Source organism: Acinetobacter sp. YH12098 (genome assembly GCF_013419235.1).
Classification (GTDB): domain Bacteria; phylum Pseudomonadota; class Gammaproteobacteria; order Pseudomonadales; family Moraxellaceae; genus Acinetobacter; species Acinetobacter amyesii.
The window spans coordinates 1-24,150 of record NZ_VPAO01000004.1; the positions used below are offsets into that span (position 1 = coordinate 1).

Sequence of the window (24,150 nt, forward strand, 5' to 3'; positions counted from 1 at the left end):
GTTATCAGGGAATTTATACAGTGTATCCAAATAGCTTGTTGCCATTAAAAGCAAAGAAGCGCTGTAAACTGGATTCCGAACTAAAAATCTATAATCAGGAAATCAATAAAAGAAGAATTGGAATTGAGCATGTATTTGGCAGTTTGAAAACCTTCAAAATTCTTGCTGAGCGATATCGCAATCGAGGCAAAAGACTAGCATTGAGATTCAATCTAATTGCTGGAATTTATAACTTAGAGCTGAGTGAAAAATGACTTATGAAAGAAATCTATTGGTATTAAAATTAAGGCGATTATGAAAAATATAACTATTTTAATGATGGCTTTATTTTTTATCTTAATTTCAGCTTGTGTAAGTACCACGAATTTAGGGACAGCTGGTGCAGAACGTAAACAGTTTTTTATCGTTCCTCAAAAATTATTAACTAAACAGGCGGACAGATCTTATCAACAATTTATTCATCAGTCTAAAGACAAACAACTTTTGATCATTTATCCGAAATTGGATCAGGTTTTAAATAAACTCAAAAAAAATGCGGAGTTTTACCGTCAAGGTTCGAGTCAATGGGATTGGCAAGTCAGTGGGAATCTCAATAAAGATTTAAATGCACATGGTTTTCCAAGTGGGAAAATTGTCATTAACACGGGTTTGTATTGGAGTTTAAAGCTGACTGAAGATGAATTGGCATTTGTGATGGCGCATGAAATGGCACATGCATTGCGTGATCATCATCGTGAAAAGATTTCTTTGCTGTTTGCTAGTCAGGTGGCGATGATTTCTTCGACTGCGGGTATCGGCGCGCTTGCAACGGCTGCCAGTAGTGTGACTGGGCAAGCGGTTTTTCTGCCTAAAGTTTCAAAATTTGAACTAGAAGCTGATGTTCTCGCACTTGATCTTATGTCGAAAGCGGGCTTTGACCCAAATGCAGCATTGAGTTTTTGTCAAAAATATCAGCGGGAAACGACACGCCGTCAAATGCTTGATGTAAAACCATTGATGACTCAAGACAGTATAGATAAGCGTAAGATTTATATTGAAAAATATTTACCTGAAATGCACATCAAATTTCAACAGGCGCAGGCTTTAATGTTGAATAAAATGCGATAACTCATGGCACATTCTAGGTTGATTTAAACTAAAGCAAAGTTACAAATGATTTATTTAAATCTTGTTTTATAGTCGTGCTACAGCACTATTACATCTGATGTCTATATAAAACAATTCAATGATTCTGTAGCTATTGTATAAATTATAATCAAGCATGATGAATGGAATTCATGGTAAAATGATCGGCTTTCATCTTCTTTGATCTTTTTTTAGATCATTCCATCTGCCAGCCGAGAATTGCTAGCCATGTCTACTGCTTATACTATGCAGACTGCGCCAAAAGCGTTGTTTGATTACGACAAATATTGGGCGTCTTGTTTTGACCCTGCGCCATTTTTGCCGATGTCACGCGAAGAAATGGATCAACTCGGTTGGGATAGCTGCGACTTTATTTTGGTTTGCGGTGATGCGTATATCGATCATCCATCATTCTGTTCAGGCATTATCGGCCGTACCCTTGAAGCACAAGGTTTCCGTGTCGGGATTATTGCTCAGCCAGACTGGACCAATGTAGAAGCCTTCCGTGTATTGGGTAAACCAAATATTGCTTGGGGCGTGACAGCCGGCAACATGGATTCGATGATCAACCGTTATACAGCTGACCGTAAAATCCGTTCAGATGATGCGTATTCTCCGGATAATCAGCCGAATAAACGTCCAGACCGCGCAGCAACAGTCTATTGCCAGCGTGTGCGTGAAGCTTATCCAGATGTGCCTGTATTATTGGGCGGTATTGAAGCCTCGCTGCGCCGTATTGCACATTATGATTATTGGTCAGACAAAGTCCGCCGTTCAGTATTGATGGACTCGAAAGCCGATCTATTGATGTATGGTAATGGTGAACGTTCAATCACGGAAATCATGCATCGTTTGGCTCGCGGTGAAAAAATCCAAGAGATTACGGATGTCCGCGGTACTGCATTTATTGTGAATAAAAATAACCGGGCTTCAAAAGCGAAGTTTATTGAAATCGCATCAAATGATGTCGATGCGATTGGCCGTGTCGATCCGATCATTAACCCGTACGTGATGACTGAAGACCTTGAAGGCTGTGAAATCGAGAAAGGCAAAGACAGCGTTACGCAATATCAAGGCTTCCAAAAAGAAGCGGTAGCAAATCCGATTGTTCGTGAAGGTGATAACTTAGACGCCGATACGCAAATCGTGCAGCTGCAGCCTGCATCAAAAGCCATTAAGCATAAATTGCCGCCGCGTGAATTGGCGGTGATTCGTTTACCTGCCTATGAAGATGTGGCGAATGATCCTGTGCTGTATGCACATGCCAACCGTATTTTGCATTTGGAAACTAATCCGGGCAATGCGCGCGCGATGGTGCAAAAGCATGGTGAACGTGATGTTTGGCTGAATGCACCGCCGATTCCATTGACTACAGAAGAAATGGATTATGTGTTTGACTTGCCGTATGCACGTCTGCCGCATCCAGCTTATGGTGAAGCGCGTTTTCCTGCCTTTGACATGATTAAGTTCTCTGTAAACATTATGCGTGGCTGTTTTGGCGGCTGTACCTTCTGCTCAATTACAGAGCATGAAGGGCGTATCATTCAAAACCGTTCTGAAGAATCGATTTTGCGTGAAGTTGAAAAAATTCGTGATACCGCACCGGGTTTTACCGGGATCATTTCTGACTTAGGCGGCCCAACGGCCAATATGTACCGTTTGGCATGTAAAGATCCTGAGATTGAAAAGAACTGTCGTAAGCCGTCGTGTGTATTCCCGGGTGTATGTCAAAACTTACATACCGATCATGCACCTTTAACGCAGTTATACCGTAAAGCACGTTCATTGCCGGGGATTAAAAAGATTCTGATCGGTTCTGGTTTACGCTATGACCTTGCGGTGTTAAACCCAGAATATGTCAAAGAATTGGTGACACATCACGTCGGCGGTTACTTGAAGATTGCGCCTGAACATACCGAAAAAGGTCCATTATCGAAGATGATGAAACCGGGGATCGGGACCTATGACCGTTTCAAACAAATGTTTGATCGTTTCAGTAAGGAAGCAGGGAAAGAGCAGTATCTCATTCCTTACTTTATTGCAGCGCATCCGGGTACGACGGACTATGACATGATGAACTTAGCGATTTGGCTGAAGAAGAATGGTTTCCGTGCCGATCAGGTGCAAACCTTCTATCCATCACCAATGGCGACTGCAACGACCATGTATTACACCGGTAAAAACCCGCTGGCTAAAGTGGCGCGTTATACCGAAAATGTCGATATCGTGAAAGGTGAAAAACGCCGCCGTTTGCATAAAGCCTTCTTGCGTTATCATGATCCAAACAACTGGCCATTGCTACGTGAAGCGCTCAAAGAAATGGGGCGTCAGGATCTGATCGGGAACTCAAAACAGCATTTGATTCCGACGTATCAGCCTGCGGGTAGTGCTGAGGGCCAATACCAATCTGCACGTAAAAAGAACTCAAGCATTGCGGGTGATTCACAAAAACGTACAGGCGAACAAGGTAATCGGACGAAGGCTGCTCAATCGCGTCCTTCAAATACCAAGAAGCGTCCTGAGCGTGGTCAAATTTTGACGCAGCATACTGGTCTGCCGCCGCGTGAAACGGGTGAAGCGAAAAAACCTTTTGGCGGTTCGAAACCCAAAGGAAAATCGAAGTCTAAATCACGCGCTTAAAATGGATAGATAAAAAAAGACACTTCGGTGTCTTTTTTTATGGGTGTTATGCTCGGCAGCATAAGAAAGTTTGCATTTTTATATGCTGTTACAAGCTCAATGCCATATGTGTGTCGGTTATCTCAATGAAATACGAGCAAAATTTGACAGCTTATCGGAATAGTCTGACAGTGAGAGGAAATGCACTTGCTGTCGTTTTAGCGAATGATCTAAAGTATCTGTATATAGCAATGGATGCTATTACTCTGAACGAAGTGGCATGTGATGTTTGACGCTTTAAGTTTGCAACTTTTTGTCAGTTTAAATACGTATTGTGTGAAAGTTAGAGTTATTTTTTTTAATAGGAAATTAAAAAAATAATACTGGTTGTATACTTCGTATTCATAAGAAGTATGTCAAAAACCAAAAATATAAGAAATATAAAGGATTATGAGATGACTATATACATAGTAATAGGGAGTATTTTACTCTTCTGTGTGCTCATAATGGCTTGGAAAAGTTTAGAAGGTGATTCTAAGCAACAAGATAGCGCATTGAAACAACGTGCTATTTTCAACATTAATGAGCAATTAACCTACACGCGTTTAAAAGAAATTTTGCCTAAGCATACAATCCTTGCGCATGTGTCTTTTGATGCACTGTTGACCACGAAATATTATCGGACGCGGAACAAGTATCGAAATATGGTGGCGGACTTTGTCGTCCTCGATGAACAGCACCAAATCTTAGCGATCGTCGCTTTAGATGATCCAATGGTACTCAAACGGATGCAGCAGTCGCAATATCAAGATGCTTTGCTCGCTTTGGCAGGCTATCGTGTCATTCGTTATGATGATGTGCCTGAGTACGTTCAATTACGCGAAGATTTCTTAAATGAGCAGCGTGTACAAGCGCCATTTGTACCGGTTAATGATTTGAAAAAATATCATTTATATTCAGATTTGGAACGTAAAAAGATCAAAATTATTGGATCTTAGGGATTCAAAGAGCAAAGCCTTTTGCAAAAAAAAGCGTGTCTTTAGACATGCTTTTTTTTAATGGTTATTTAGGCTTAATGATTATTCAGGCTTAACGGCTACGACGGTTAATTCTACCAGTACACGCGGGTCGTATAATTTGGCTTCAACACAAGTTCTGGGTAATGCTTCAATGTCTGACACCCACGCATCCCATACCTCATTGAATGCGGCATAATCCTGTTCAATATCTTTCAGATAAATGGTCACTGACATAATCTGGCTTTTATCTGTACCGGCATCTGCAAGAAATTGATCAATGATCTCAAATGTTTGCTGTGTTTGTCCTTTGATGTCTAAATCAAGGTCTGTTGCCAATTGACCTGCTAAATGGATCAATTGACCGGAAATAGCGATTTCGGAGAAGCGTTTTGAAACATGCAGGCGTTGGATGGTCATGCGGAATATCCTGAAAGCAAAAAGGTCACTTAATCTTGAGTTTTAGGCATTGTAGCTGCAACTAAGGCCGTCAATAAACAGCCGACAGCAAGGTAAATTGCCACATAATGCCATGAACCATCACCCCAAATCACCAAAGCTGCTGCAATCATTGGGGTAAAGCCACCACCGATAATACTGGCCACTTGATAGCCGACACCTGCGCCACTGTAGCGATAGGCGGTACCAAACAAGGAGGTAAAAATCGGCTGGTGTACACTCACCACCATATCATGGGCAATATTGGCAAGGAAAATTGCACCGACAATAATCAGCCAAGTATTTTGAGCATCAAGGGCCATGAAGAATGGAAAGGCAGAAAGCGCACCAATTAAGCCACCCAGCACACACATCTTACGATGATCAAATCGATCTGCTAGCCACGCAAAGAGGGGAATGCTGAAGCAGCTAATTGCACCAACCATTAAGGTGATATTGAGGAAGAACTGCTTGTCCATACCCAATTGAGCGGTGGAATAATTCAGTGCAAAGTTCGTCACCAAATACATGGTGAGTAACTCGGTCAGGCGCAGCGCAATAATGTAAAAAAAGGCTTTGGGGTGTTGGCTAATCGCTTGCAGAATCGGTAATTTTTGCGGCGTTTGTCGAGCTTTGACCACATTGTCGATGAATTCTTGTGATTCGTCTTGATCACGTCGAATCCACATCGCGATAGCCAGCAAGACAATACTGGCAATAAAGGGAATTCGCCATGCCCAATCAGCAAAAGCATCTTCACCCAAAGTGGCAATAATCAACGACACAGCGCCTGTTGCCAGAACGAGTCCGACGCCATAGCCAATTTGTACACCACTGCTGTAAAAGGCTTTTTTGCCTTTCGGGGCATTTTCCACGGCCATCAGGGCAGCGCCGCCCCATTCACCACCGACGGCAAAACCTTGTATTGCCCGAAGTGTTACGAGCAGGATCGGGGCCAACCAACCGATGGCCGCAAAATTGGGCAGTAAACCAATGCCGACCGTCGAAATGCCCATCAGGATGACGGTGAGCACCAACATTTTTTTCCGACCCAGCTTGTCACCAAAATGTCCAAACACAATGCCGCCTAAGGGGCGGAACAGGAAGCCGACGCCAAAGGTCGCCAAGGCTGCCAAGGTTCCCATATTGTTGCCAATACTGGGGAAAAACTGATCTTTGAAAATGAGTGCGGCAACAATGCCATAAAGTAAAAAATCGTACCAATCGACTACGGCACCAATGAAGCTACTTAATGCGGCTTTACGCGCACGTTGTTCTTGATTTTGTGAAATATTTTGAGGATTTGGAGCAGATTTTGCAGAAGGCATACAGCGGGGTATTCCATGATTGACAACAGAGTTGCCCTGTAATATTCGGATTTGATCGTCACGCCAATCACAGGACAGCATGCTGAAAGTAAAGGTGATTTTCAGCATCTCAGCGCATACACGGATAATGTAGTGCGCTGATAGAGTACTCTAATTTTAGGCTTTGTGAATAGCAAATTGCTTTAAATTTGTTCTTCTGCCTAAATCTTAAGCAAATACGATCTTCTTGAAGTTTTTAGAGCAGCGAAAGTTGTGTTTCTTGGTTTTGCGCACTTAATTGATAGACCCCTACGCCAATCAGGCGAAATTGATCTTCCTCAGAAATATGCATTTCATGCAGTAATTGCTGTAATACCTGCGCAAGGTCTTCACGATGATTCAGTGACGTTTTAAAACTTTTACTGTGCTGTAGCACTTGGAAATTCTTCAGTTTTAATTTGGCCGATACACCACGTGCGCTTAACTGCTTTTTTTCTAAACTAGACCAAACTTGGTCAATCAGTTTGGGCCAATAGGGCTGACATTGGCTCAGGGTGAGATCATCATCAAAAGTGGTTTCTTTGGAGATCTGTTGACGCTCGCGGCTAGATTGGACCGGTCGTTCATCAATCCCTTGTGCATACAGATAGAGTTGTCGGCCATATTTACCGAAATGATGAATCAGAACGGCTTCTTCAATTTGTTGTAAATCACCCAATGTATTGAGTTGCATGGCTTTTAATTTTTCTTGAGTCACTTTTCCCACACCGGGAATTTTTTTCAGTGCCAAGTCATGGATGAAATGCAAAACTTGAGACGGTTTGATAATACAAATGCCATTGGGTTTGTTCCAATCAGAAGCAACTTTAGCCAAAAATTTATTGGGCGCGACACCTGCGGAGGCAGTTAAACCAGTGCTTTGTAAAATCTCTGCCTGAATTCGCATAGCGACTTCAGTGGCACTCGGAATATGTTGTAAATTTTCTGTGACGTCCAAATAAGCTTCGTCTAAAGATAGCGGCTCAATCAGAGACGTATAGCGTTGAAAAATGGCATGAATTTGCGCCGAAACAGCACGATATTTTTCAAAATTAGGTTCGATCACCACGACCTGTGGGCAGAGTTTACGGGCCTGTGCCATCGACATTGCAGAACGTAAACCAAATTCACGTGCAGGATAGGACGCGGCACAGATGACCGCACGAGGGTGATGTGAAGACACAACAACAGGAAGCTGTTTGAGTTCGGGGCGTTCCCGCAGCTCTACTGATGCAAAGAATGCATCCATGTCGATATGTATGATTTTCCTCATGCCTAGTTAGATCAGTGCCTAAAAATTGAATGTCAGTATCGCACAGTCAATCTAGCGCTTTCCTCAATTTTTTAACTCGAACGACACAGGTTGACTGAGTAAAACCACCTTGGTGTTTTGATTTGCTGCTGACTGTATTAATAGATTTAGGCTTTGAGGGGTGTCATCGGCAAAGCGAGGCAAAAATTCGAGCTCTGGATTCAGTGGTTTGAAAAAATTATCCCAATGAATTGGAATCACGGTGCTGGGTTGAAGAGTCGCTAAGGTTTCTTTGAAATATTGCTGTTGAAACGCTGTCGTTTGCTTGGAAAGCTGAGCGATGCCTAAAAATAAGGTATCGACTTTTAGTTTTTGCAACTGTTTGGGCACATCACCTGTACTGGCTTTGACTAAACTGTAATGCGGCCCATGTTGGATGAGATAGTCATATGATCCACCTTCTTTAAACTGACTAAAATGTGCAGGGAGTTGCAGTGGCTGCGAAATTTCTTCCCCCAAATCATCATTAACGGCCGTTGGCGGAGTATGTTGCGCGGGGATGGCAGTAATGGTGAATTTACCGATTTGCATCGGCTGCCATGCTTGAACTTCGTGTAATTGTGATTCAGCGATTGGCATCGCCCGTGCAATATTTAAGGTGCTTTTAGAGCCGACAATCATGGCCTTGGGGGGGTGGTGGGCCAACATTGGAATATCGAGCGCATGATCATAATGCGAATGAGTCACGAAAATAGCACGAGTGCGTTTTAAGTCGTATTGGTCGATATAGCTATGTAATAAAGGCTGATCACTTTGGATTTGAGTAAATACGGTCCGACTGAGTGAAGGTCGACTAAAGAAGCCGTCTATGAGAATTTGCTCTTGGCCATCGTCAAAAAGTAAGGTGGAAACGCCAAAGAATTTGACGTGATAGGGCGCCGCTGAGCGAGTATCTGTAGTGCTTTGTGTGGGAAGTTGATAATGCCACGTTTTAAACGCTGCCAAGGTCCCTGAAGGTTGGATCAAATATGCCAATATCCCGATGGCGAGGATCATAAAGACTGAAAATATAATAAGAAAAATTTTTAAAATACGCATCCTGCGACTCAGTTTTCATGGATTATTTTGTTCGATGTTGTCCTGAGTCGGTGAATAAATCAACGGGGTTTGATCGGGGAAACGCCATTTTTGTCTAAAAAATCAGTCCAAGCCTTATCATCACCTGAAAATACATTTAAATCGACGCTGGTCGAGATGCCTTGAATTTGTCCTTGATTGGTATGTTGCCAAATCAGCCATTTCGGATTGTTTTTTAGATCGGGCGGGCCTTTATATTCACGGACCCACAGCGGCGTCTGTTTAAACTCGCCAGCTAAAACAATATTATAAAAAGACTTCGAGGTATAAAAAATCGGTTGTTTGCCATAATGGCGGTGCAAGCGATCATGCATATAAGTGATTTCTTTGAGTAACTGCTCTTTGCTGTAGGTGTTAATGCAGTTGGTGTCATATTCCAAATCAATCACGGGAGGAAGGGCATCGGCTTTTTTTGGCACGGAAGCAATAAAATTTTCTGCCTGAATCCTGCCATCACGGCACAGACGGTAAAAATGATAGGCCCCAACTAAAAAGCCGTTTTCCCGCGCTTGCAGCCAGTTATCTTGAAATTTCCGATCTTTAAAATCACCACCTTCTGTGGCTTTGAGATAAACGAATTGGTATTTTTTAGGTGAAATTTTTGACCATTGAATATCTTTTTGATGATGGGAAACATCAAAACCTTTGACTGGATATTCTTCTGCAGATGCAGGGCGATGCGGCATAACGGCTAAATAACCCAGTCCTGCCACCACCAAGACGCCGCTGATAGCGCTGAGTGCAATAATCGGGCTGTATTTTTTGAGTGAACTTTTTGTGGTACGTGATTTGGCTTTTTTAGGCATGAAAATGTATCCAAGTATCTCTTTTATCATAACCCTTTAATGGCTGATCTGTCATAGATTTGCCCGATGACACGGATTTAGACATCCACATGTTTAGGAATCTGCCAAAAAATCGCTGCGGTAATCAGGTTAATACAGCCGAGTAAAATCAAGGTGCTATGGAATGCTATTTCGATTTGTGCAGCACCATAATAGGCCGTAAACACGTTGACTAAAGTCCCAGCCAAAGCCACACCGATACTCATCGACACCATCATAATCATCGACAAGAAACTGTTGCCACTGCTGGCATCTTGTTGGGGTAAATCTTTGAGGGTTAAGGTATTCATCGAAACGAATTGCAGCGAATTTAAAATACCAAAAATAAAAAAGTGTAAGGCACGTAACCACGTGGGGGTCTCAGCCGTAGAGAGTGCAAAACTGCAAATACAAGCGCCGACCAAGAAGGTATTTACCAATAACACTTTGCGATAGCCAAAGCGTTGAATAATTTGACGAATAATCGGTTTAGATGCCAATGAGCCGAGTACAGTCGGTATCATCAATAACCCTGTGATAAATGGCTCAAAGCCAAAAGCCACTTGTAGCATTAAGGGAATCAAAAATGGCATGGCATTGCCGCCAAGGCGGGCAAAGAAGTTGCCGATAATGCCGATGGCATAGATCCGATTTTGAAATAATTTACTGCGAAACAGCGCATTGGCGTGGGTATGTGCATGAAAGGCATAGATCAAACTGGCGATGATGCCTGCAGCGACCAAAAGCAGGCTCCACCATAGCGGCAGATGCGGGCTGGCAAAGTTTTCAATGCCTAACGATAAACCCACCATGGCGACGACCAATAAGAAAAAACCCATAAAGTCGAAGCGTTGTACGCTCGGTTCGGTCACATTGGGCATGGCTTTAAAGGTAATAAGAACCCCTAACAGCCCCATTGGAATGTTTATTAAAAAGATCCAATGCCATGTTGCGACTTCCACCATCCAACCGCCAAGGGTAGGGCCAATTAAGGGGCCCATCAAACCGGCAAGGCTCATCAGACTCATAGCCGATAAAAACTGTGTCCGAGGAATCACTTTGAGCATTGCCAAACGCCCAACAGGTAGCAGTAATGCGCCACCTATGCCTTGAATTACCCGATAAACCAGCAGCTCATTCAGGCTATTGGCCATGCCGCAGCCTAGCGATGCTAACGTAAAAATAATAATGGCTGTGAAATACGTATTTCGTACACCAAAACGATCGGCCAACCAACCACTTAAGGGAATACACGCTGCGACAGACAAGACATAGGCCACGACCACACTATGCATTTGAAGCGGGTCTTCGCCCAAACTTCTTGCCATCGCTGGGATTGCGGTATTGACGATGGTCGTATCCAGGCCTTGCATAAAAAAGCCAATAGAGACCAATAGCACTAGAAGTCTAAATTCGGGTTGTAAAGCCTGATGCGTTGGCGTGCTATTCATAAGTCAATAAAGCTGAGATTTTTAAACAGTTTAAATGAATATTGCCATTTGGATGTAGTAAAAGCTTTGCATAATTGAGCCAAAAAATTGCAAGAAAAATGCAATGAAAGTTTCATCTCTATGCAACCTAATGTTTATAAATTGGTCATATTTTAATAAAAGACGAATGAAAACATGAAACTACAAATTTCGGCGCTGATGTGGTTAAACAAGGCGATGTGGGACCTGAAGATCTGATTTTTATTGCCGCCAAAGACTCGCCCAATGCTCAACCTTTGTTGGTGGTTAGAAATGAAGTGAACGGTAGCACTGCGGTTTATCAGATTAAATTGAAATAATTAAATTTTAAATTTTTGTTTTATTTAAAGTTTTTATTTTGATGTCGAGAAAAGCACGGCACAAAATTGTATGAACGCCAGATAAACTGTCATAATGCGCTCAAGTCCTTCATTTATTGGAGGGCTTTTTCTTTATGGCAAAGGTGTTTTGTTTTCATGACAATCGAAATTCTGATGGTCATAGGCTTCTGTCTCGCGGCCTATTCTATTGTCGGTAATGATGTGCCACAGACATTGGGAACCTTTATTTCATCCAATGCGCATCGCCCTTGGTGGCTGTTGTGGATCTATGTCAGCAGTATTTTAGCCATTGTATTGGTTTATGGTTGGTACAGTTCTGGCGTGGGGGATGCATCTTATGGTCGTTTAGAAACGATTCCATTTCCCGCAGAAGGGGTCACGTGGCTCTATATTGTGCCACCGATCTTACTGATCACTTTGACTCGCTACGGAATCCCAGTCAGCACTACATTCTTAGTGTTGACGATTTTCTCTCCGAGTAGTCTCGGCTCGATGTTAACCAAGTCCATGATGGGTTATGCGGTAGCTTTTGTTGTCGCAATTATTGTTTATCGTTTTGTAATTAAAGGCATCTCGGTTTATTTCAGTAAAACACGTGATGAAACACCCTCGAATATTTGGGTGGGACTACAGTGGGTTTCGACGGCATTTTTATGGAGTCAGTGGCTGATTCAGGATTTGGCCAATATTTTTGTCTACGTCCCTCGTCAGGTGCCGCTGGAGTTCCTGATTTTTGCAATTGTGGTGTTTATCGTACTGCTTGGGATCATTTTGTACCAACGTGGCGGGGCGATTCAGGGCATTATCGACACCAAAACGGGTGTGGCTGATATTCGTTCTGCAACCATTATCGACTTTATGTATGCCTTGATTTTATTGGTGTTCAAAGAGTGGAGTAATATTCCAATGAGTACCACTTGGGTGTTCTTGGGCTTACTCGCAGGACGTGAATTTGCCATGTCCATGCATTTACATGAAGTGAATAAATATCGAACTTCACGAAATGTCAGCAAAGATGCGATGAAATTGATGCTTGGTTTATTGATGAGTATTTTCTTAGCGACAACCTTGCCATGGTTCTATCGTGTGGTGTCGGGATAAGTCGGCACGATCTCGATTTGAAGTAGGACATCGAGCAATAAAAAAGGGGAATGCATTATTCCCCTTTTTGACATCTAAAATACAGTTAGACCACGAAATTTTTCGGGCAATCTAAATTTTTCAGTGCACTAAAGATCTGCTTCGAAGAATTACATACGATCAGTTTGGCACGATGCTGCGGCGGCAAGAAACCTTCAGCGACCGCATGGTCTAATTGTGCAATCAGTGCATCATAGAAGCCATTGACGTTATAAAGCATCATCGGCTTTTGGTGTTGATTCAACTGTCCCCAAGTGGCGATTTCTAAAATTTCTTCGAATGTACCGAGACCACCGGGCAGGGCAACAAAGGCACTTGCACGTTCTGCCATCATGGCTTTACGCTCATGCATACTGCGCACGACGTGTAGTTCAGTCAAATGATTATGTGCAATTTCATAATCCAACATAAACTCAGGAATCACGCCAACGGCTTCGCCGCCATGTTCGACCACAGCGTCAGCGACTTGACCCATCAGGCCAATACTGGCGCCACCATAGACCAGACCAAAACCATGTTCAGCCAAGCCTTGCGCCAACGCGATGGCTTTTTCTTGATAAATTGGATTGTTTCCAGAGCGGGAGCCGCAATACAGTGCGATTAAAGGTTGTGTTGTAGCAGGAGAAGGATTACCACGTTTTTCTGTCATTTTTAATCCGCTATTCATTACGTTTTAATTTTACCTTAGCATGTTATTTTTTATGACACTACATTGGCAGCTAAATATGACAATTTAATGTCATCACTGGGTTTAAATTCTTCCATACTGAGATTGTACTTTGGTAAAAAAGGGTGAATTTTTACCTTAACTTGCTATACTTAAAACTTCATTTCAAGCTAAAGAACCGTCATGGGTAGTGGTTGTTGTCACTCAGCACACATCAAAATATTAGAAAGAACGCCATTAAAAGCGTTTGCGCATGTCCAATGCATTTCATCTTCAAATCAGCATGATCTACGTGTGAATAACATTCAGGAGATACAACCATGATCTTTGAATGGATGTCCGATCCTTCTGCATGGGTGGGTTTATTGACACTGGTGGTGCTTGAGATAGTTTTAGGTATCGATAACTTGGTTTTTATTGCGATTCTTGCGGAAAAATTACCGCCAGAACAGCGTAATACTGCACGGATTGTCGGCTTATTGCTTGCACTGTGTATGCGATTGGTCTTACTGGCCTCAATTGCATGGGTGGTGACCCTAACCAACCCACTGTTCCATATTTTCGACCATCCATTTTCAGGTCGAGATCTAATTTTACTGTTTGGTGGGGTGTTCTTACTATTTAAAGGCACCATGGAACTGCGTGAACGTCTTGAAAACAAGCCCATGCTAAAGGAAGAAAATCCTGTGCATGCGACGTTTTGGATGGTGATTGTGCAGATTGTGGTGCTCGATGCCGTGTTCTCTCTCGATAGTGTGATTACCGCTGTCGGGATGGTGAAACACCTGTCAGTCATGATGATTGCGGTCATTATTGCTGTCGGCATTATGCTGTGGGCATCTAAACCACTGATGAACTTCGTGAACCGTCACCCAACAGTGGTGATTCTGTGCCTGTGTTTCTTGATGATGATCGGTTTCTCGCTCTTAGTCGAAGGCTTTGGTTTCCATATTCCAAAAGGTTACTTATACGCGGCCATTGGTTTCTCTGTCATGATTGAGTTCTTGAACCAAACCATGCGTCATAATCAGGAAAAAATGGTGACAACCACAGACTTACGTTATCGCACAGCCTCAGCTGTGATGCGTATGCTCGGTGGGAAAAATGTTGCAGACAATCAAAATGAAAATGAAGATGTGCTTGCAACACGTGCTTTTGCTGATGAAGTCTTTGATGAAGACAACGGGGTTTACCACAGTGTGATGGTACAAGGGGTACTGGGTTTATCTGAGCGTCCAGTAAAGTCCGTGATGACACCTCGTCCTGAACTGGAATGGATTGATTTAGATGAAGAACCTGAGGCGATTCGTGCTCAATTACTCAGTACCACGCATTCACGTTTAATTGTGGCACATGGTGAGCTTGACAATATTGCGGGTGCGGTACTGACTCATAAAGTCATGAATGACTATATTGAAACGGGCGTACTCGATTTCGAAAAACATCTCCGTGAGCCAGTGGTGGTGCATGAAAATGCTCAAGTTTTGATGGTGATGGAACAACTGCGTCAAGCGCCGTTGCAAATGGCCTTGGTGTTAAACGAATACGGTTCAATTGAAGGGATTGCAACACCGATTGATGTCTTAGAAGCGATTGCTGGTGAGTTCCCCGATGAAGATGAACCGGAGACAGCAGCAGAAAGCCTCGATGATGGTTCATTGTTACTCGATGGCTCAACTGACATTCGTCACGTGTCTTTATTGTTGGGTCGTGACTTGGTGGATGATGCTGAACAGTATTCGACACTGTCCGGATATATCTTATTCCATTTGGGCCGCTTACCGGCTAATGGTGAAAAATTCAAAGCGGATGAACACATCTTTGAAGTGGTCACGATGGATGGTCATAAGATTGAAAAAGTGCATGTCATTCCCATGCCAACTGAAGATTAAGTTGCGTATCGGGGGGTAATCTATATAGATCACTGATGTTACGCACGTAAAAGTAATTACGCATTTTTAAAATGATTTTTAAGTCTATTCGACGGAGTCTTACATCTAGGGTTTAAATAAAGGGATTAGCCTTCGGCTGGAGGTACTTTTGTTTCGGCAAAAGTACCCAAAACCATTGTCATCCGCAAAACTCGTTCACTACCGTCAAATTATTCAAAGCATTGCAAAAACATTTTTGATTAGAAGTAGTCCTGTCTCAAACACTTGCGGATGACCTTACTGTGTATCATTCTTTTATTTGAATCGATACGGATCTACTGATGAAAATTGTGTGGAAAGATCCGTTAAAATAGCCTGCATTGTCAGGCTATTTTTTTATGGAAACAAACATGTCACAAGTCCAATGTCCATGTGGCAAAGGTGAGTATGCCAACTGTTGTCAGCCCTTACATGCGGGGCGTGAAAATGCACAGAGCGCAGAGCAGTTGATGCGTTCACGTTATAGTGCTTTTGTACAGCATGAGATTGATTATATTGTACAAACAACTGCGCTTGGACAGCAGCAAGCCTTAGATGTCAGTGCCATTGCAGCGTGGAGTCAGGCCAATCAGTGGTTAAAGCTTGAGGTTGTCCAAGCCCAAGAAAAACTCGATAAAAACCATGCTCAAGTTGAATTTAAAGCCCATTATCACGATGGGCAGCAAGCGCAGGTACATCATGAAATTTCACACTTTGTGAAGTTCGAGCAGCGCTGGTATTTCCTTGATCCGACCACAGAGATGAAAATCACCATGAAGCAACCCTGTATTTGTGGTTCTGGACGAAAATTTAAACAATGTTGTGCGCAATTTTTATAACATTTGAGCAGATTTAGCTTAGAATAGCGCGCATCTCAACCCTCAGTGGAAGAAGGGCGATGTTACTTACCGTTATTTATATTATCGCAATTACGGCAGAAGCAATGACAGGTGCATTGTCTGCGGGTCGGCGGAGTATGGACTGGTTTGGGGTAACATTGATTGCCTGTGTCACGGCACTGGGGGGCGGTTCGGTTCGTGATGTGCTGCTTGGGCACTATCCACTGACATGGGTTAAGCATCCAGAATATCTCATGCTGACCTGCTTTGCTGCATTTGTCACTATCCTGATTGCAAAGTGGATGCGTCATCTTCGTAATATCTTCTTGGTTCTCGATGCCCTTGGTCTCATAGGTTTTACCATTATTGGCTGTCAAATTGCTTTAGAAATGGGCCATGGTTTTGTCGTCTCTGCAGTAGCAGGAGTGCTAACAGGTGTTTCTGGCGGTATTCTACGAGATATTCTATGTAACGATGTGCCGCTGGTGTTCCGTCGGGAACTTTATGCCAGTATTTCTTTTGTGTCCGTGATTTGTTATTGGCTCTGCATTGAGATTGGCTTATCGCTAGAATTGACCGTCATTGCGACGCTCATTTTCGGTTTCACCTTACGTCTGATCGCCATTTACTTTGGCTTAGAAATGCCTAAATTTATTTATAAAGATGATGATGATCAGTCAGTATCTTCAAAAGATTTGTCGTAACCGCGTTGCCATAACATCACATTAAAATGCTAAAAAGACGGATCAATGGTCGGTCTTTTGCATGGATCTATACTAAAAAACGCAAAATCATACATCCTGTTGGGAAAGCAGTGTTCATCCTTCCACCAGTTCAGAGATCTTGTTATGGACTTAGTCTCACGTATACAACGCTTACCCATCGGTAAGTTTCACTACACTTTACTTTGGGTTATTGGCCTTGGCTGGATGTTTGATGCCATGGATACGGGACTCATTTCCTTCATCTTAGCGAAAATGGCTGAAGATTGGGCCATGACACCAAATGATAAAAGTTGGGTAGTCTCGATTGGTTTTGTTGGGATGGCGATTGGCGCAGTATTTTCTGGTGGATTGGCTGATCGCTTCGGCCGAAAAACAGTCTTTGCATGGACATTGGTGATTTATAGCTTAGCCACCGCTGCATGTGCGTTTGCACCTAATCTAACTTGGTTGTTGGTATTTCGTTTTATTGTCGGCCTAGGTTTAGGGGGGCAACTCCCTGTCGCGGTGACTTTGGTCAGTGAATATATTCCGGCGCATGTGCGTGGTCGTTTTATTGTCTTACTAGAAAGTTTTTGGGGACTGGGCTGGTTGGTTGCAGCGTTGGTCTCACGCTTTATTATTCCGGATTTTGGTTGGCATGCAGCGTTCCTGATTGGCGGTATTCCTGCGTTATATGCGATCGTGATTTGGAAAATGGTGCCCGAATCGGTGCCTTATTTAATCAACCGTGGACGTTTTGATGAAGCACATGCATTGGTGAAAAAGATTGAAGCCAAATGTGGTGTAGAAGTTGTTGAAATCTTTGAAGTCAAACCAGTTGCAGAAAAGCACAATATCAGTTTTTCACAGCTTTGGTCAGGCATTTTTGCACGTCGTACTTTAATGCTGTGGCTCATTTGGTTCGGTATCGTCTTTTCTTATTATGGTATTTTTACATGGTTACCAAGCTTATTGGTCAAAGAAGGCTACACAATTGTTCAATCCTTTGAATATGTTTTGGTCATGATTTTGGCACAATTGCCAGGTTATATTGCAGCTGCATGGTTGGTCGAAAAATTAGGTCGTAAAGCTACGTTGGCGGGCTTCATTGGGATGTGTGCCATTTCGGCATATTTCTTCGGTCAGTCTGGCAGTGTGACAGAGATCGTGATCTGGGGCTGTTTAATATCCTTCTTTAATCTCGGTGCTTGGGGCGTACTTTACACCTATACACCAGAACAATACCCGGCCAATATTCGTGCCTTTGGTTCGGGCTGGGCCGGTGCCATTGGTCGGATCGGGGGCATTGCCGCGCCTTTTGCTGTGACACATATGATGGATATGGATCATGGTTTTAGCTATGTCTTTATGATGTTTACAGCAGTCTTAATTGCCGTTGCCGTGGTGATTTTGGTTTTAGGTGAAGAAACCAAAGGCAAAACTTTAGAATCCATTGGGCTATAAAGACTGTTGAATTTTTAGTTGATCATGGTGAATAAAATGGATATTTTTACGCCATAAGACACAATTTGTCGCAGAGTGTTAGATCATCCCCTTGTATAGGGGGCACCTGCGACATAGCATAAGAACCCAATAAAGAACGAACAATTTAGGATTACAGGTTGTTATGACAAGCCTTGCGCATCATGCGACAGAAAACCGTTCCGTAGCAGAATTTACCGAACAAGCATATCTCAACTACGCCATGTACGTGATTATGGATCGTGCATTGCCACATATCAGTGATGGTCTAAAACCCGTTCAGCGTCGTATCGTCTATGCGATGAGCGAACTCGGGTTAAAGCCAACGGGTAAGCCAAAAAAATCTGCACGTACGGTTGGTGATGTACTGGGTAAATACCATCCTCATGGTGACTTAGCTTGTTATGAAGCCATGGTCCTCATGGCGCAGCCGTTTAGTTATCGCTATCCATTTATTGAAGGTCAGGGAAACTGGGGCTCACCAGATGATCCGAAATCCTTCGCAGCGATGCGATATACCGAAGCAAAACTGTCTGCTTATAGTGATTTATTATTGTCTGAGTTAGGACAAGGAACCTGTGATTGGCAGGATAACTTTGATGGTTCGATGAAAGAGCCAGTGAATTTACCGGCACGTGTTCCAAATATTTTACTCAACGGCACAACGGGTATTGCTGTGGGTATGGCAACGGATATTCCACCGCATAACTTACGTGAAGTGGTGAAGGGCACGATCGCCTTAATTCGCAATCCAAACTTAACCGATGAGAAAGTCGCAGAATATATTCCTGCACCTGATTTGCCTACACGTGCGGAAATTATTAGTTCTCCAGAAGAATTACTTAAAATTCAAACCACGGGTCGCGGTAGTTATCGAACTCGTGCTGTGTACAGTATTGAGAAAAATGAAATCGTGATTACGGAGTTACCGTATCAGGTTTCAGGTTCGAAAGTGATCACGCAGATTGCAGATCAAATGCAGGCGAAGAAGTTGCCATTGGTCACGGACTTACGTGATGAGTCAGATCATAAAAACCCAACACGTTTAGTGATCGTCCTGCGCTCGAATCGTATTGATGCTGAATCGGTGATGAGTCATCTATTTGCAACCACCGACTTAGAGTCGAGCTATCGTGTCAATATGAACATGATTGGCGCTGACGGTCGTCCGCAAGTGAAATCGATCCGCCGTATTTTGTTGGAATGGATTGAAATTCGTAAAAATACCGTAACACGTCGTTTGACTTATCATCTGAATAAAATTGAAAAACGGTTACATATACTTGCAGGCTTAATCATTGCCTATCTGAATATTGATGAAGTGATTCGTATTATTCGAGAAGAAGATCAGCCTAAACCGGTGTTGATGACGCATTTTAATATCGATGAAATTCAAGCCGAAGCGATTTTAGAACTCAAGTTACGTCATTTGGCAAAACTTGAAGAAATGGAAATGCGCCGTGAACAAGAAGAATTGGAAGCCAAAGCTGCCATTATTCGTGAACAATTGGCGAATCCTGAATCATTAAAAGCATTGATCATTAATGAACTTAAAGAAGATGCGAAGAAATTTGGTGATGACCGCCGTTCTCCAATTGTGAAACGTGCAGAAGCCCATGCGATTAATGAACAAGATATGCTTCCTGCAGATCCTGTGACTGTGGTGTTGTCTGAAGCGGGTTGGATTCGCTCGGCGAAAGGTCATGAAGTCGATGCTGAGAACTTAAATTTCCGTGCAGGTGACCAATATCTCAGCCATGCACAAGGTAAATCAAATCAACGTGTTTATGTCTTAGATGATGCCGGTCGTAGCTATGCTTTGGGCATCAATACCTTGCCATCTGCGCGTGGTTTAGGTGAGCCTCTGAGTTCTAAGCTTGCACCTGCAAGTGGTGTTGGCTTTAAACAAGTGTTTATTGCTGAAGATGAAACAGAAGTCTTGGCAATGAGCAGTAAAGGCTATGGCTTTAAAACCCAAGCGAAAAATCTTGATACCAATGCCAAAGCGGGTAAAGCCTTCCTTAGCTTGTCTGAAGGGGCGGCGGTTATGAATTTAACGGCGATTGAGAATGCAACACATCTTGCACTCCTCAGTTCTGCGGGGCGTTTGCTGTTGGTTGAACTTGATGAATTACCAGTGCTGAATAAGGGTAAAGGTAATAAATTGATACAACTTGAGGCAAAAGATCAAATTGTATCCATGACAACTTTGAATTTAGATGAAATAATTCAAGTGCTTGCAGGAAATCAACAATTAAAGCTTAAAGGCGACGATCTGCAAAAATATGTGGGCAAACGTGCATCGAAAGGTGTGTTGTTACCACGTGGATATCAAAAAGCAAATAAACTGTTCATTCAAAGATAATACTAGCATCCATGGAACGAAATACGTTATATATGCTGTTATTCGTGAAATGGATGCAATATTAAGCACAAACAAGTTAAATAATGACCGCTTAATATTGAAAAAAAACAGTTGGATTATTAAGGATTACGACAGGAGAATTGGGCGTTATGGAAAAGATTTGGTTCGCTGAATACCAAAAGACAGGGATTCCAGAAACTGTAGAATTACCCGCAGAAAATACCTCATTGGTCGATATTTTTGAGCGTAATTTCCAGAAGTTTGGCTCAAGAGATGCCTTTATCTTTATGGATAAAGTCTTAACTTTTAAAGAACTTGATGAAGCTAGTCGTAAATTTGCAACTTATTTGCAAAGTTTAGGTTTGGCCAAAGGTTCACGCGTTGCAGTCATGATGCCGAACGTTCTTCAATATCCTGTTGTCGCATTGGGTGTATTCCGTGCTGGCCTGGTATTGGTCAACGTGAATCCACTGTATACCTCTCGTGAACTTGAGCATCAATTGAATGACTCTGGAACAGAAGCTCTTGTTATTATTGAAAACTTTGCATCTGTTTACCAAGCGATTATTGGTAAAACCCCAGTAAAACACGTGATCGTGGCATCTGTGGGTGACATGCTTGGTACGCTGAAAGGTACATTGGTTAACTTTGTATTACGTTCAGTACGTAAACAAATTCCAGCTTGGAACATTCCAGGTCATATTCGCTTTAATGCAGCAATGTCTAAAGTGAGTGCAAACAATTACAAACGTCCAAACTTAACTTTAAGTGATACTGCTGTACTTCAGTATACCGGTGGTACAACTGGCGTATCTAAAGGCGCAGAATTGACCCATCGTAACCTTGTGTCAAATATGTTGCAGTGTGATGGTATTTTCCAAAGTAAATTTGGTCAGAAAGATGGTCAGCCAGATGATCGTATCTTCTGTGCATTACCGCTGTATCACATCTTTGCATTTATGGTGTGTGCACTTTACGGTATGTACAAAGGTCAGGCAAACGTATTGATTCCTAACCCGCGTGACCTACCTGCGGTAATGAAAGAATTACGTAAATACCAACCTTCATTCTTCCCAGCAGTGAACACATTGTTCAATGCTTTGGTGAACAATGAAGAGTTCAAGCAACTTGACCACAGTAAGCTAAAAATGGCGATGGGTGGTGGTATGGCAGTGCTTCCTTCGACTGCAGAAGCGTGGAAGAAAGTTACAGGTACCAATATTATCGAAGGTTATGGTTTATCAGAAACTTCACCTGTTGCAACCGCAAACCCTCCAGCATCAATGGAATTCAGCGGTACGATTGGTATTCCATTGCCACTGACTGAAGTTGCTATTTTAGATGATGATGGCAATGAAGTTGCTCAAGGTGAGCAAGGTGAAATTTCGATTCGTGGTCCTCAAGTCATGAAAGGCTATTGGAACCGTCCAGATGAAACTGCCAAAGTAATGACGGCGGACGGTTTCTTCCGTACAGGTGACATTGGTGTCATGGATCCACGCGGTTATGTGAAGATTGTAGACCGTAAAAAAGACATGATTTTGGTGTCTGGCTTCAACGTTTATCCTTCTGAAATTGAAGAAGTTGTTGCAAAACATCCAAAAGTGCTAGAAGTTGCTGCGATTGGTGTTCCTGATGAAAAATCAGGTGAAGTACCTAAATTATTCGTTGTGAAAAAAGATCCATCTTTAACGACTGAAGAAGTTTTGGCATTCGCAAAAGAAAACTTAACTGGCTATAAACGCCCACGTTATGTTGAATTTATGGATGAATTACCAAAATCAAACGTTGGTAAAATTCTACGTAAAGATTTGCGTAAAACCGCATAATACGATGCATAAAAAAAGCGCCTTCGGGCGCTTTTTTTATCGCTTTAAATTTAGCTCATTAAAGCTTGCCTTTATTCATCGACCAGCGATCAAAGTAGCGACGTCCTACTCCAAAAACACCTAAGAAAATAAACATCGCACCGAACTGACGACTAAAGCCGGATTGGTTATAGCTGCCATAGGTTAAAATATTGTCGACTAAACAATACAGTGCAATGACAATGACCCAATGCCAAAGGGGAAGTTGCTTGATGGAAACTGCATAGAATGCAACCCACATGATGACAAAGCTGAAAACAGTCGACCAGACATTTAAGTTGGCGCAGATCACAGCAAGTAAAAATGCAGTCACAGGGATGACGATTTTTAAGGCACGATCGACGCGAAGCTGATGGCGTTTTTGCTCTTCAAGAACTTCAAATAATTGATCTTGATCAGAAGTGCTCATAGAGGATCCTTTCATCTGCCGATTATAAAAACACTATATTTAACAAAAATTATTCACGAAATGCCATGGTATTATAGCAGCCATAAAATCTTCCTGAGAAAAAACACATGCACAGCATCAGTGGGATCATCTATCTCATTTTGGCCGCTTGTTTACTGCCATATGTATTTACATTTATTGCGAAGCGAGCTGCAGGTTTTAAGTCGAGTGATAATCAAAATCCACGTGAAGTTTTAGCGCGCTCTACAGGGTTGGCGAGCCGCGCACATGCAGTGCAGCAAAATAGTTTTGAAAGTTTACCTTTATTTATTGCGGCTATTCTAATGGCCGAATACATGGTGATTCATCAACAATACATCATGACCTTTGGGATAGCCTATCTCGTTTTACGCGTTATTTATGGGCTATGTTATTTAGCCAATTGGGCAACTTTACGTTCAATCATTTGGACCTTGTCGATGTTATGCCCGATTTGCCTGATGTTATTGGTCATTAAATTAAGCTAAATGTTCTGCTTGATGATTAAATTATCAGCATGATCGCTAAAATCACAAAAAAAGCGATAAAACCGTTATAATTGTGCCGGATTAAAAGATTTAACTTTGTTTAAAGAGTGATGCTATGAGCTACAGCAATATCCCAGCGGGTAAAGATGCACCAAACGACATCTATGTCATTATTGAAATTCCTGCAAATGCAGCACCAATCAAATACGAAATCGATAAAGATTCTGATGCGTTATTTGTAGACCGTTTCATGGGTACTGCAATGTTCTACCCAGCGAACTATGGTTATGTTCCAAATACATTATCTTTGGATGGTGACCCATTAGACGTACTTGTGGTAACTCCACATCCAGTAGAGCCAGGTTCTGTAATTCGTTGCCGTCCTGTTGGTAAATTGAACATGGAAGATGACGGTGGTGTTGACGCAAAACTTGTTGCTGTTCCACACGACAAATTGACTCCGCTTTATAAAGATGTTCAAGAATATACCGATCTTCCTGCATTGTTGATCAATCAAATTGAGCATTTCTTCCAACACTACAAAGACTTAGAGCCTGGTAAATGGGTTAAGTTAAGTGGTTGGGAAGGTGCTGATGTTGCGAAACAAGAAGTACTGAGCTCAATTGAAGCTTACCAAGCTGCGAACAAATAATATTGTTTTAAGCTGAGCATCGCTTTTATATGAAAATGATG

22 protein-coding genes are annotated in these 24,150 nt (G+C 42.4%); 14 read left to right on the forward strand and 8 right to left on the reverse strand.

Annotation, left to right across the window (positions count from 1 at the left end; all coding sequences use genetic code 11):
- From FTU38_RS01750 to FTU38_RS01765, 4 genes are all read left to right on the forward strand, one after another.
- Positions 1–254, forward strand: a 254-nt coding sequence (locus FTU38_RS01750; protein ID WP_180065296.1) for a transposase family protein, incomplete at its 5' end; no start/stop codon positions are given.
- Positions 255–294: 40 nt separating this feature from the next.
- The gene (locus FTU38_RS01755; protein ID WP_180110441.1) at positions 295–1,107 is read left to right on the forward strand and encodes a M48 family metallopeptidase; all 813 of its coding nucleotides are present in this window, start codon (positions 295–297) and stop codon (positions 1,105–1,107) included.
- Between the two features lie 246 nt (positions 1,108–1,353).
- Positions 1,354–3,765, forward strand: a complete 2,412-nt coding sequence (locus FTU38_RS01760) for a YgiQ family radical SAM protein (RefSeq protein WP_180005214.1) — start codon at positions 1,354–1,356, stop codon at positions 3,763–3,765.
- A gap of 434 nt (positions 3,766–4,199) precedes the next feature.
- The gene (locus FTU38_RS01765) at positions 4,200–4,742 is read left to right on the forward strand and encodes a DUF2726 domain-containing protein (RefSeq protein WP_078189487.1); all 543 of its coding nucleotides are present in this window, start codon (positions 4,200–4,202) and stop codon (positions 4,740–4,742) included.
- An 81-nt stretch (positions 4,743–4,823) separates the two neighbouring features.
- Here FTU38_RS01765 and FTU38_RS01770 read toward each other — a convergent pair whose 3' ends face one another.
- The 6 genes from FTU38_RS01770 to mdtD form a co-directional block, all read right to left on the reverse strand.
- Positions 4,824–5,180 carry a RidA family protein gene (locus FTU38_RS01770; protein WP_180005213.1) on the reverse strand — a complete coding sequence of 119 codons (357 nt, stop codon included), beginning with the start codon at positions 5,178–5,180 and terminating at the stop codon, positions 4,824–4,826.
- A gap of 29 nt (positions 5,181–5,209) precedes the next feature.
- The gene (gene shiA / locus FTU38_RS01775) at positions 5,210–6,526 is read right to left on the reverse strand and encodes a shikimate transporter (RefSeq protein WP_180005217.1); all 1,317 of its coding nucleotides are present in this window, start codon (positions 6,524–6,526) and stop codon (positions 5,210–5,212) included.
- 235 nt (positions 6,527–6,761) lie between these two features.
- Positions 6,762–7,817: a DNA polymerase IV gene (gene dinB, locus FTU38_RS01780; protein ID WP_180110442.1), complete on the reverse strand. Its 1,056-nt coding sequence runs from the start codon at positions 7,815–7,817 to the stop codon at positions 6,762–6,764.
- A 63-nt stretch (positions 7,818–7,880) separates the two neighbouring features.
- Positions 7,881–8,894 (reverse strand): MBL fold metallo-hydrolase, encoded by a 1,014-nt coding sequence (locus FTU38_RS01785; RefSeq protein WP_180110443.1) that lies wholly within the window; start codon positions 8,892–8,894, stop codon positions 7,881–7,883.
- 59 nt (positions 8,895–8,953) lie between these two features.
- Positions 8,954–9,739 (reverse strand): GH25 family lysozyme, encoded by a 786-nt coding sequence (locus FTU38_RS01790; protein WP_180110444.1) that lies wholly within the window; start codon positions 9,737–9,739, stop codon positions 8,954–8,956.
- 77 nt (positions 9,740–9,816) lie between these two features.
- Positions 9,817–11,208, reverse strand: coding sequence for a multidrug transporter subunit MdtD (mdtD, locus tag FTU38_RS01795; protein WP_180110445.1), 1,392 nt, complete (start codon positions 11,206–11,208; stop codon positions 9,817–9,819).
- A gap of 200 nt (positions 11,209–11,408) precedes the next feature.
- Here mdtD and FTU38_RS01800 point away from each other — a divergent pair, with 200 nt between their 5' ends.
- Together FTU38_RS01800 and FTU38_RS01805 are read left to right on the forward strand one after the other, a co-directional pair.
- Positions 11,409–11,546: a hypothetical protein gene (locus tag FTU38_RS01800; RefSeq protein ID WP_180005189.1), complete on the forward strand. Its 138-nt coding sequence runs from the start codon at positions 11,409–11,411 to the stop codon at positions 11,544–11,546.
- A 156-nt stretch (positions 11,547–11,702) separates the two neighbouring features.
- Positions 11,703–12,668, forward strand: coding sequence for a hypothetical protein (locus FTU38_RS01805; RefSeq protein ID WP_180005208.1), 966 nt, complete (start codon positions 11,703–11,705; stop codon positions 12,666–12,668).
- Positions 12,669–12,753: 85 nt separating this feature from the next.
- On the opposite strand, the gene FTU38_RS01810 is transcribed toward FTU38_RS01805, so the two are convergent.
- The gene (locus FTU38_RS01810; RefSeq protein WP_078189478.1) at positions 12,754–13,374 is read right to left on the reverse strand and encodes a TIGR00730 family Rossman fold protein; all 621 of its coding nucleotides are present in this window, start codon (positions 13,372–13,374) and stop codon (positions 12,754–12,756) included.
- A 320-nt stretch (positions 13,375–13,694) separates the two neighbouring features.
- Here FTU38_RS01810 and FTU38_RS01815 point away from each other — a divergent pair, with 320 nt between their 5' ends.
- The 6 genes from FTU38_RS01815 (at position 13,695) to FTU38_RS01840 (ending at position 22,503) form a co-directional block, all read left to right on the forward strand.
- Complete coding sequence (locus tag FTU38_RS01815; protein ID WP_180005207.1) at positions 13,695–15,266, forward strand: TerC family protein; 1,572 nt, start codon at positions 13,695–13,697, stop codon at positions 15,264–15,266.
- 389 nt (positions 15,267–15,655) lie between these two features.
- Entirely contained in the window at positions 15,656–16,123 is a 468-nt protein-coding gene (locus tag FTU38_RS01820) for a YchJ family protein (protein WP_180110446.1), read from the forward strand.
- 59 nt (positions 16,124–16,182) lie between these two features.
- Entirely contained in the window at positions 16,183–16,827 is a 645-nt protein-coding gene (locus tag FTU38_RS01825) for a trimeric intracellular cation channel family protein (protein ID WP_078189475.1), read from the forward strand.
- A gap of 144 nt (positions 16,828–16,971) precedes the next feature.
- Positions 16,972–18,291 (forward strand): MFS transporter, encoded by a 1,320-nt coding sequence (locus tag FTU38_RS01830; protein WP_180110447.1) that lies wholly within the window; start codon positions 16,972–16,974, stop codon positions 18,289–18,291.
- A 163-nt stretch (positions 18,292–18,454) separates the two neighbouring features.
- A complete protein-coding gene (gene parC, locus FTU38_RS01835) occupies positions 18,455–20,674 on the forward strand; it encodes a DNA topoisomerase IV subunit A (protein ID WP_180024223.1) in 2,220 nt (739 codons plus the stop codon).
- Positions 20,675–20,823: 149 nt separating this feature from the next.
- Positions 20,824–22,503 (forward strand): long-chain-fatty-acid--CoA ligase, encoded by a 1,680-nt coding sequence (locus tag FTU38_RS01840; RefSeq protein WP_168378241.1) that lies wholly within the window; start codon positions 20,824–20,826, stop codon positions 22,501–22,503.
- A 58-nt stretch (positions 22,504–22,561) separates the two neighbouring features.
- Here the strand turns inward: FTU38_RS01840 and FTU38_RS01845 are convergent, their stop codons facing one another.
- Entirely contained in the window at positions 22,562–22,951 is a 390-nt protein-coding gene (locus FTU38_RS01845) for a hypothetical protein (protein WP_168378240.1), read from the reverse strand.
- A gap of 107 nt (positions 22,952–23,058) precedes the next feature.
- Here FTU38_RS01845 and FTU38_RS01850 point away from each other — a divergent pair, with 107 nt between their 5' ends.
- Together FTU38_RS01850 and ppa are read left to right on the forward strand one after the other, a co-directional pair.
- Entirely contained in the window at positions 23,059–23,457 is a 399-nt protein-coding gene (locus FTU38_RS01850) for an MAPEG family protein (RefSeq protein ID WP_078189470.1), read from the forward strand.
- Between the two features lie 115 nt (positions 23,458–23,572).
- Complete coding sequence (gene ppa, locus FTU38_RS01855; protein WP_168378239.1) at positions 23,573–24,109, forward strand: inorganic diphosphatase; 537 nt, start codon at positions 23,573–23,575, stop codon at positions 24,107–24,109.
- Positions 24,110–24,150 lie beyond the last annotated feature (41 nt).

Bases quoted from the DNA above. Each gene is read 5' to 3' on its own strand.
- FTU38_RS01850 (WP_078189470.1), top strand. From the start codon at position 23,059: ATGCACAGCATCAGTGGGATCATCTATCTCATTTTGGCCGCTTGTTTA.
- FTU38_RS01825 (WP_078189475.1), top strand. From the start codon at position 16,183: ATGTTACTTACCGTTATTTATATTATCGCAATTACGGCAGAAGCAATG.
- FTU38_RS01790 (WP_180110444.1), bottom strand. From the start codon at position 9,739: ATGCCTAAAAAAGCCAAATCACGTACCACAAAAAGTTCACTCAAAAAA.
- FTU38_RS01820 (WP_180110446.1), top strand. From the start codon at position 15,656: ATGTCACAAGTCCAATGTCCATGTGGCAAAGGTGAGTATGCCAACTGT.
- FTU38_RS01765 (WP_078189487.1), top strand. From the start codon at position 4,200: ATGACTATATACATAGTAATAGGGAGTATTTTACTCTTCTGTGTGCTC.
- parC (WP_180024223.1), top strand. From the start codon at position 18,455: ATGACAAGCCTTGCGCATCATGCGACAGAAAACCGTTCCGTAGCAGAA.
- FTU38_RS01815 (WP_180005207.1), top strand. From the start codon at position 13,695: ATGATCTTTGAATGGATGTCCGATCCTTCTGCATGGGTGGGTTTATTG.
- FTU38_RS01810 (WP_078189478.1), bottom strand. From the start codon at position 13,374: ATGAATAGCGGATTAAAAATGACAGAAAAACGTGGTAATCCTTCTCCT.
- FTU38_RS01840 (WP_168378241.1), top strand. From the start codon at position 20,824: ATGGAAAAGATTTGGTTCGCTGAATACCAAAAGACAGGGATTCCAGAA.
- FTU38_RS01805 (WP_180005208.1), top strand. From the start codon at position 11,703: ATGACAATCGAAATTCTGATGGTCATAGGCTTCTGTCTCGCGGCCTAT.
- ppa (WP_168378239.1), top strand. From the start codon at position 23,573: ATGAGCTACAGCAATATCCCAGCGGGTAAAGATGCACCAAACGACATC.
- FTU38_RS01845 (WP_168378240.1), bottom strand. From the start codon at position 22,951: ATGAGCACTTCTGATCAAGATCAATTATTTGAAGTTCTTGAAGAGCAA.
- FTU38_RS01755 (WP_180110441.1), top strand. From the start codon at position 295: ATGAAAAATATAACTATTTTAATGATGGCTTTATTTTTTATCTTAATT.
- shiA (WP_180005217.1), bottom strand. From the start codon at position 6,526: ATGCCTTCTGCAAAATCTGCTCCAAATCCTCAAAATATTTCACAAAAT.
- FTU38_RS01760 (WP_180005214.1), top strand. From the start codon at position 1,354: ATGTCTACTGCTTATACTATGCAGACTGCGCCAAAAGCGTTGTTTGAT.
- dinB (WP_180110442.1), bottom strand. From the start codon at position 7,817: ATGAGGAAAATCATACATATCGACATGGATGCATTCTTTGCATCAGTA.
- mdtD (WP_180110445.1), bottom strand. From the start codon at position 11,208: ATGAATAGCACGCCAACGCATCAGGCTTTACAACCCGAATTTAGACTT.
- FTU38_RS01830 (WP_180110447.1), top strand. From the start codon at position 16,972: ATGGACTTAGTCTCACGTATACAACGCTTACCCATCGGTAAGTTTCAC.
- FTU38_RS01770 (WP_180005213.1), bottom strand. From the start codon at position 5,180: ATGACCATCCAACGCCTGCATGTTTCAAAACGCTTCTCCGAAATCGCT.
- FTU38_RS01785 (WP_180110443.1), bottom strand. From the start codon at position 8,894: ATGCGTATTTTAAAAATTTTTCTTATTATATTTTCAGTCTTTATGATC.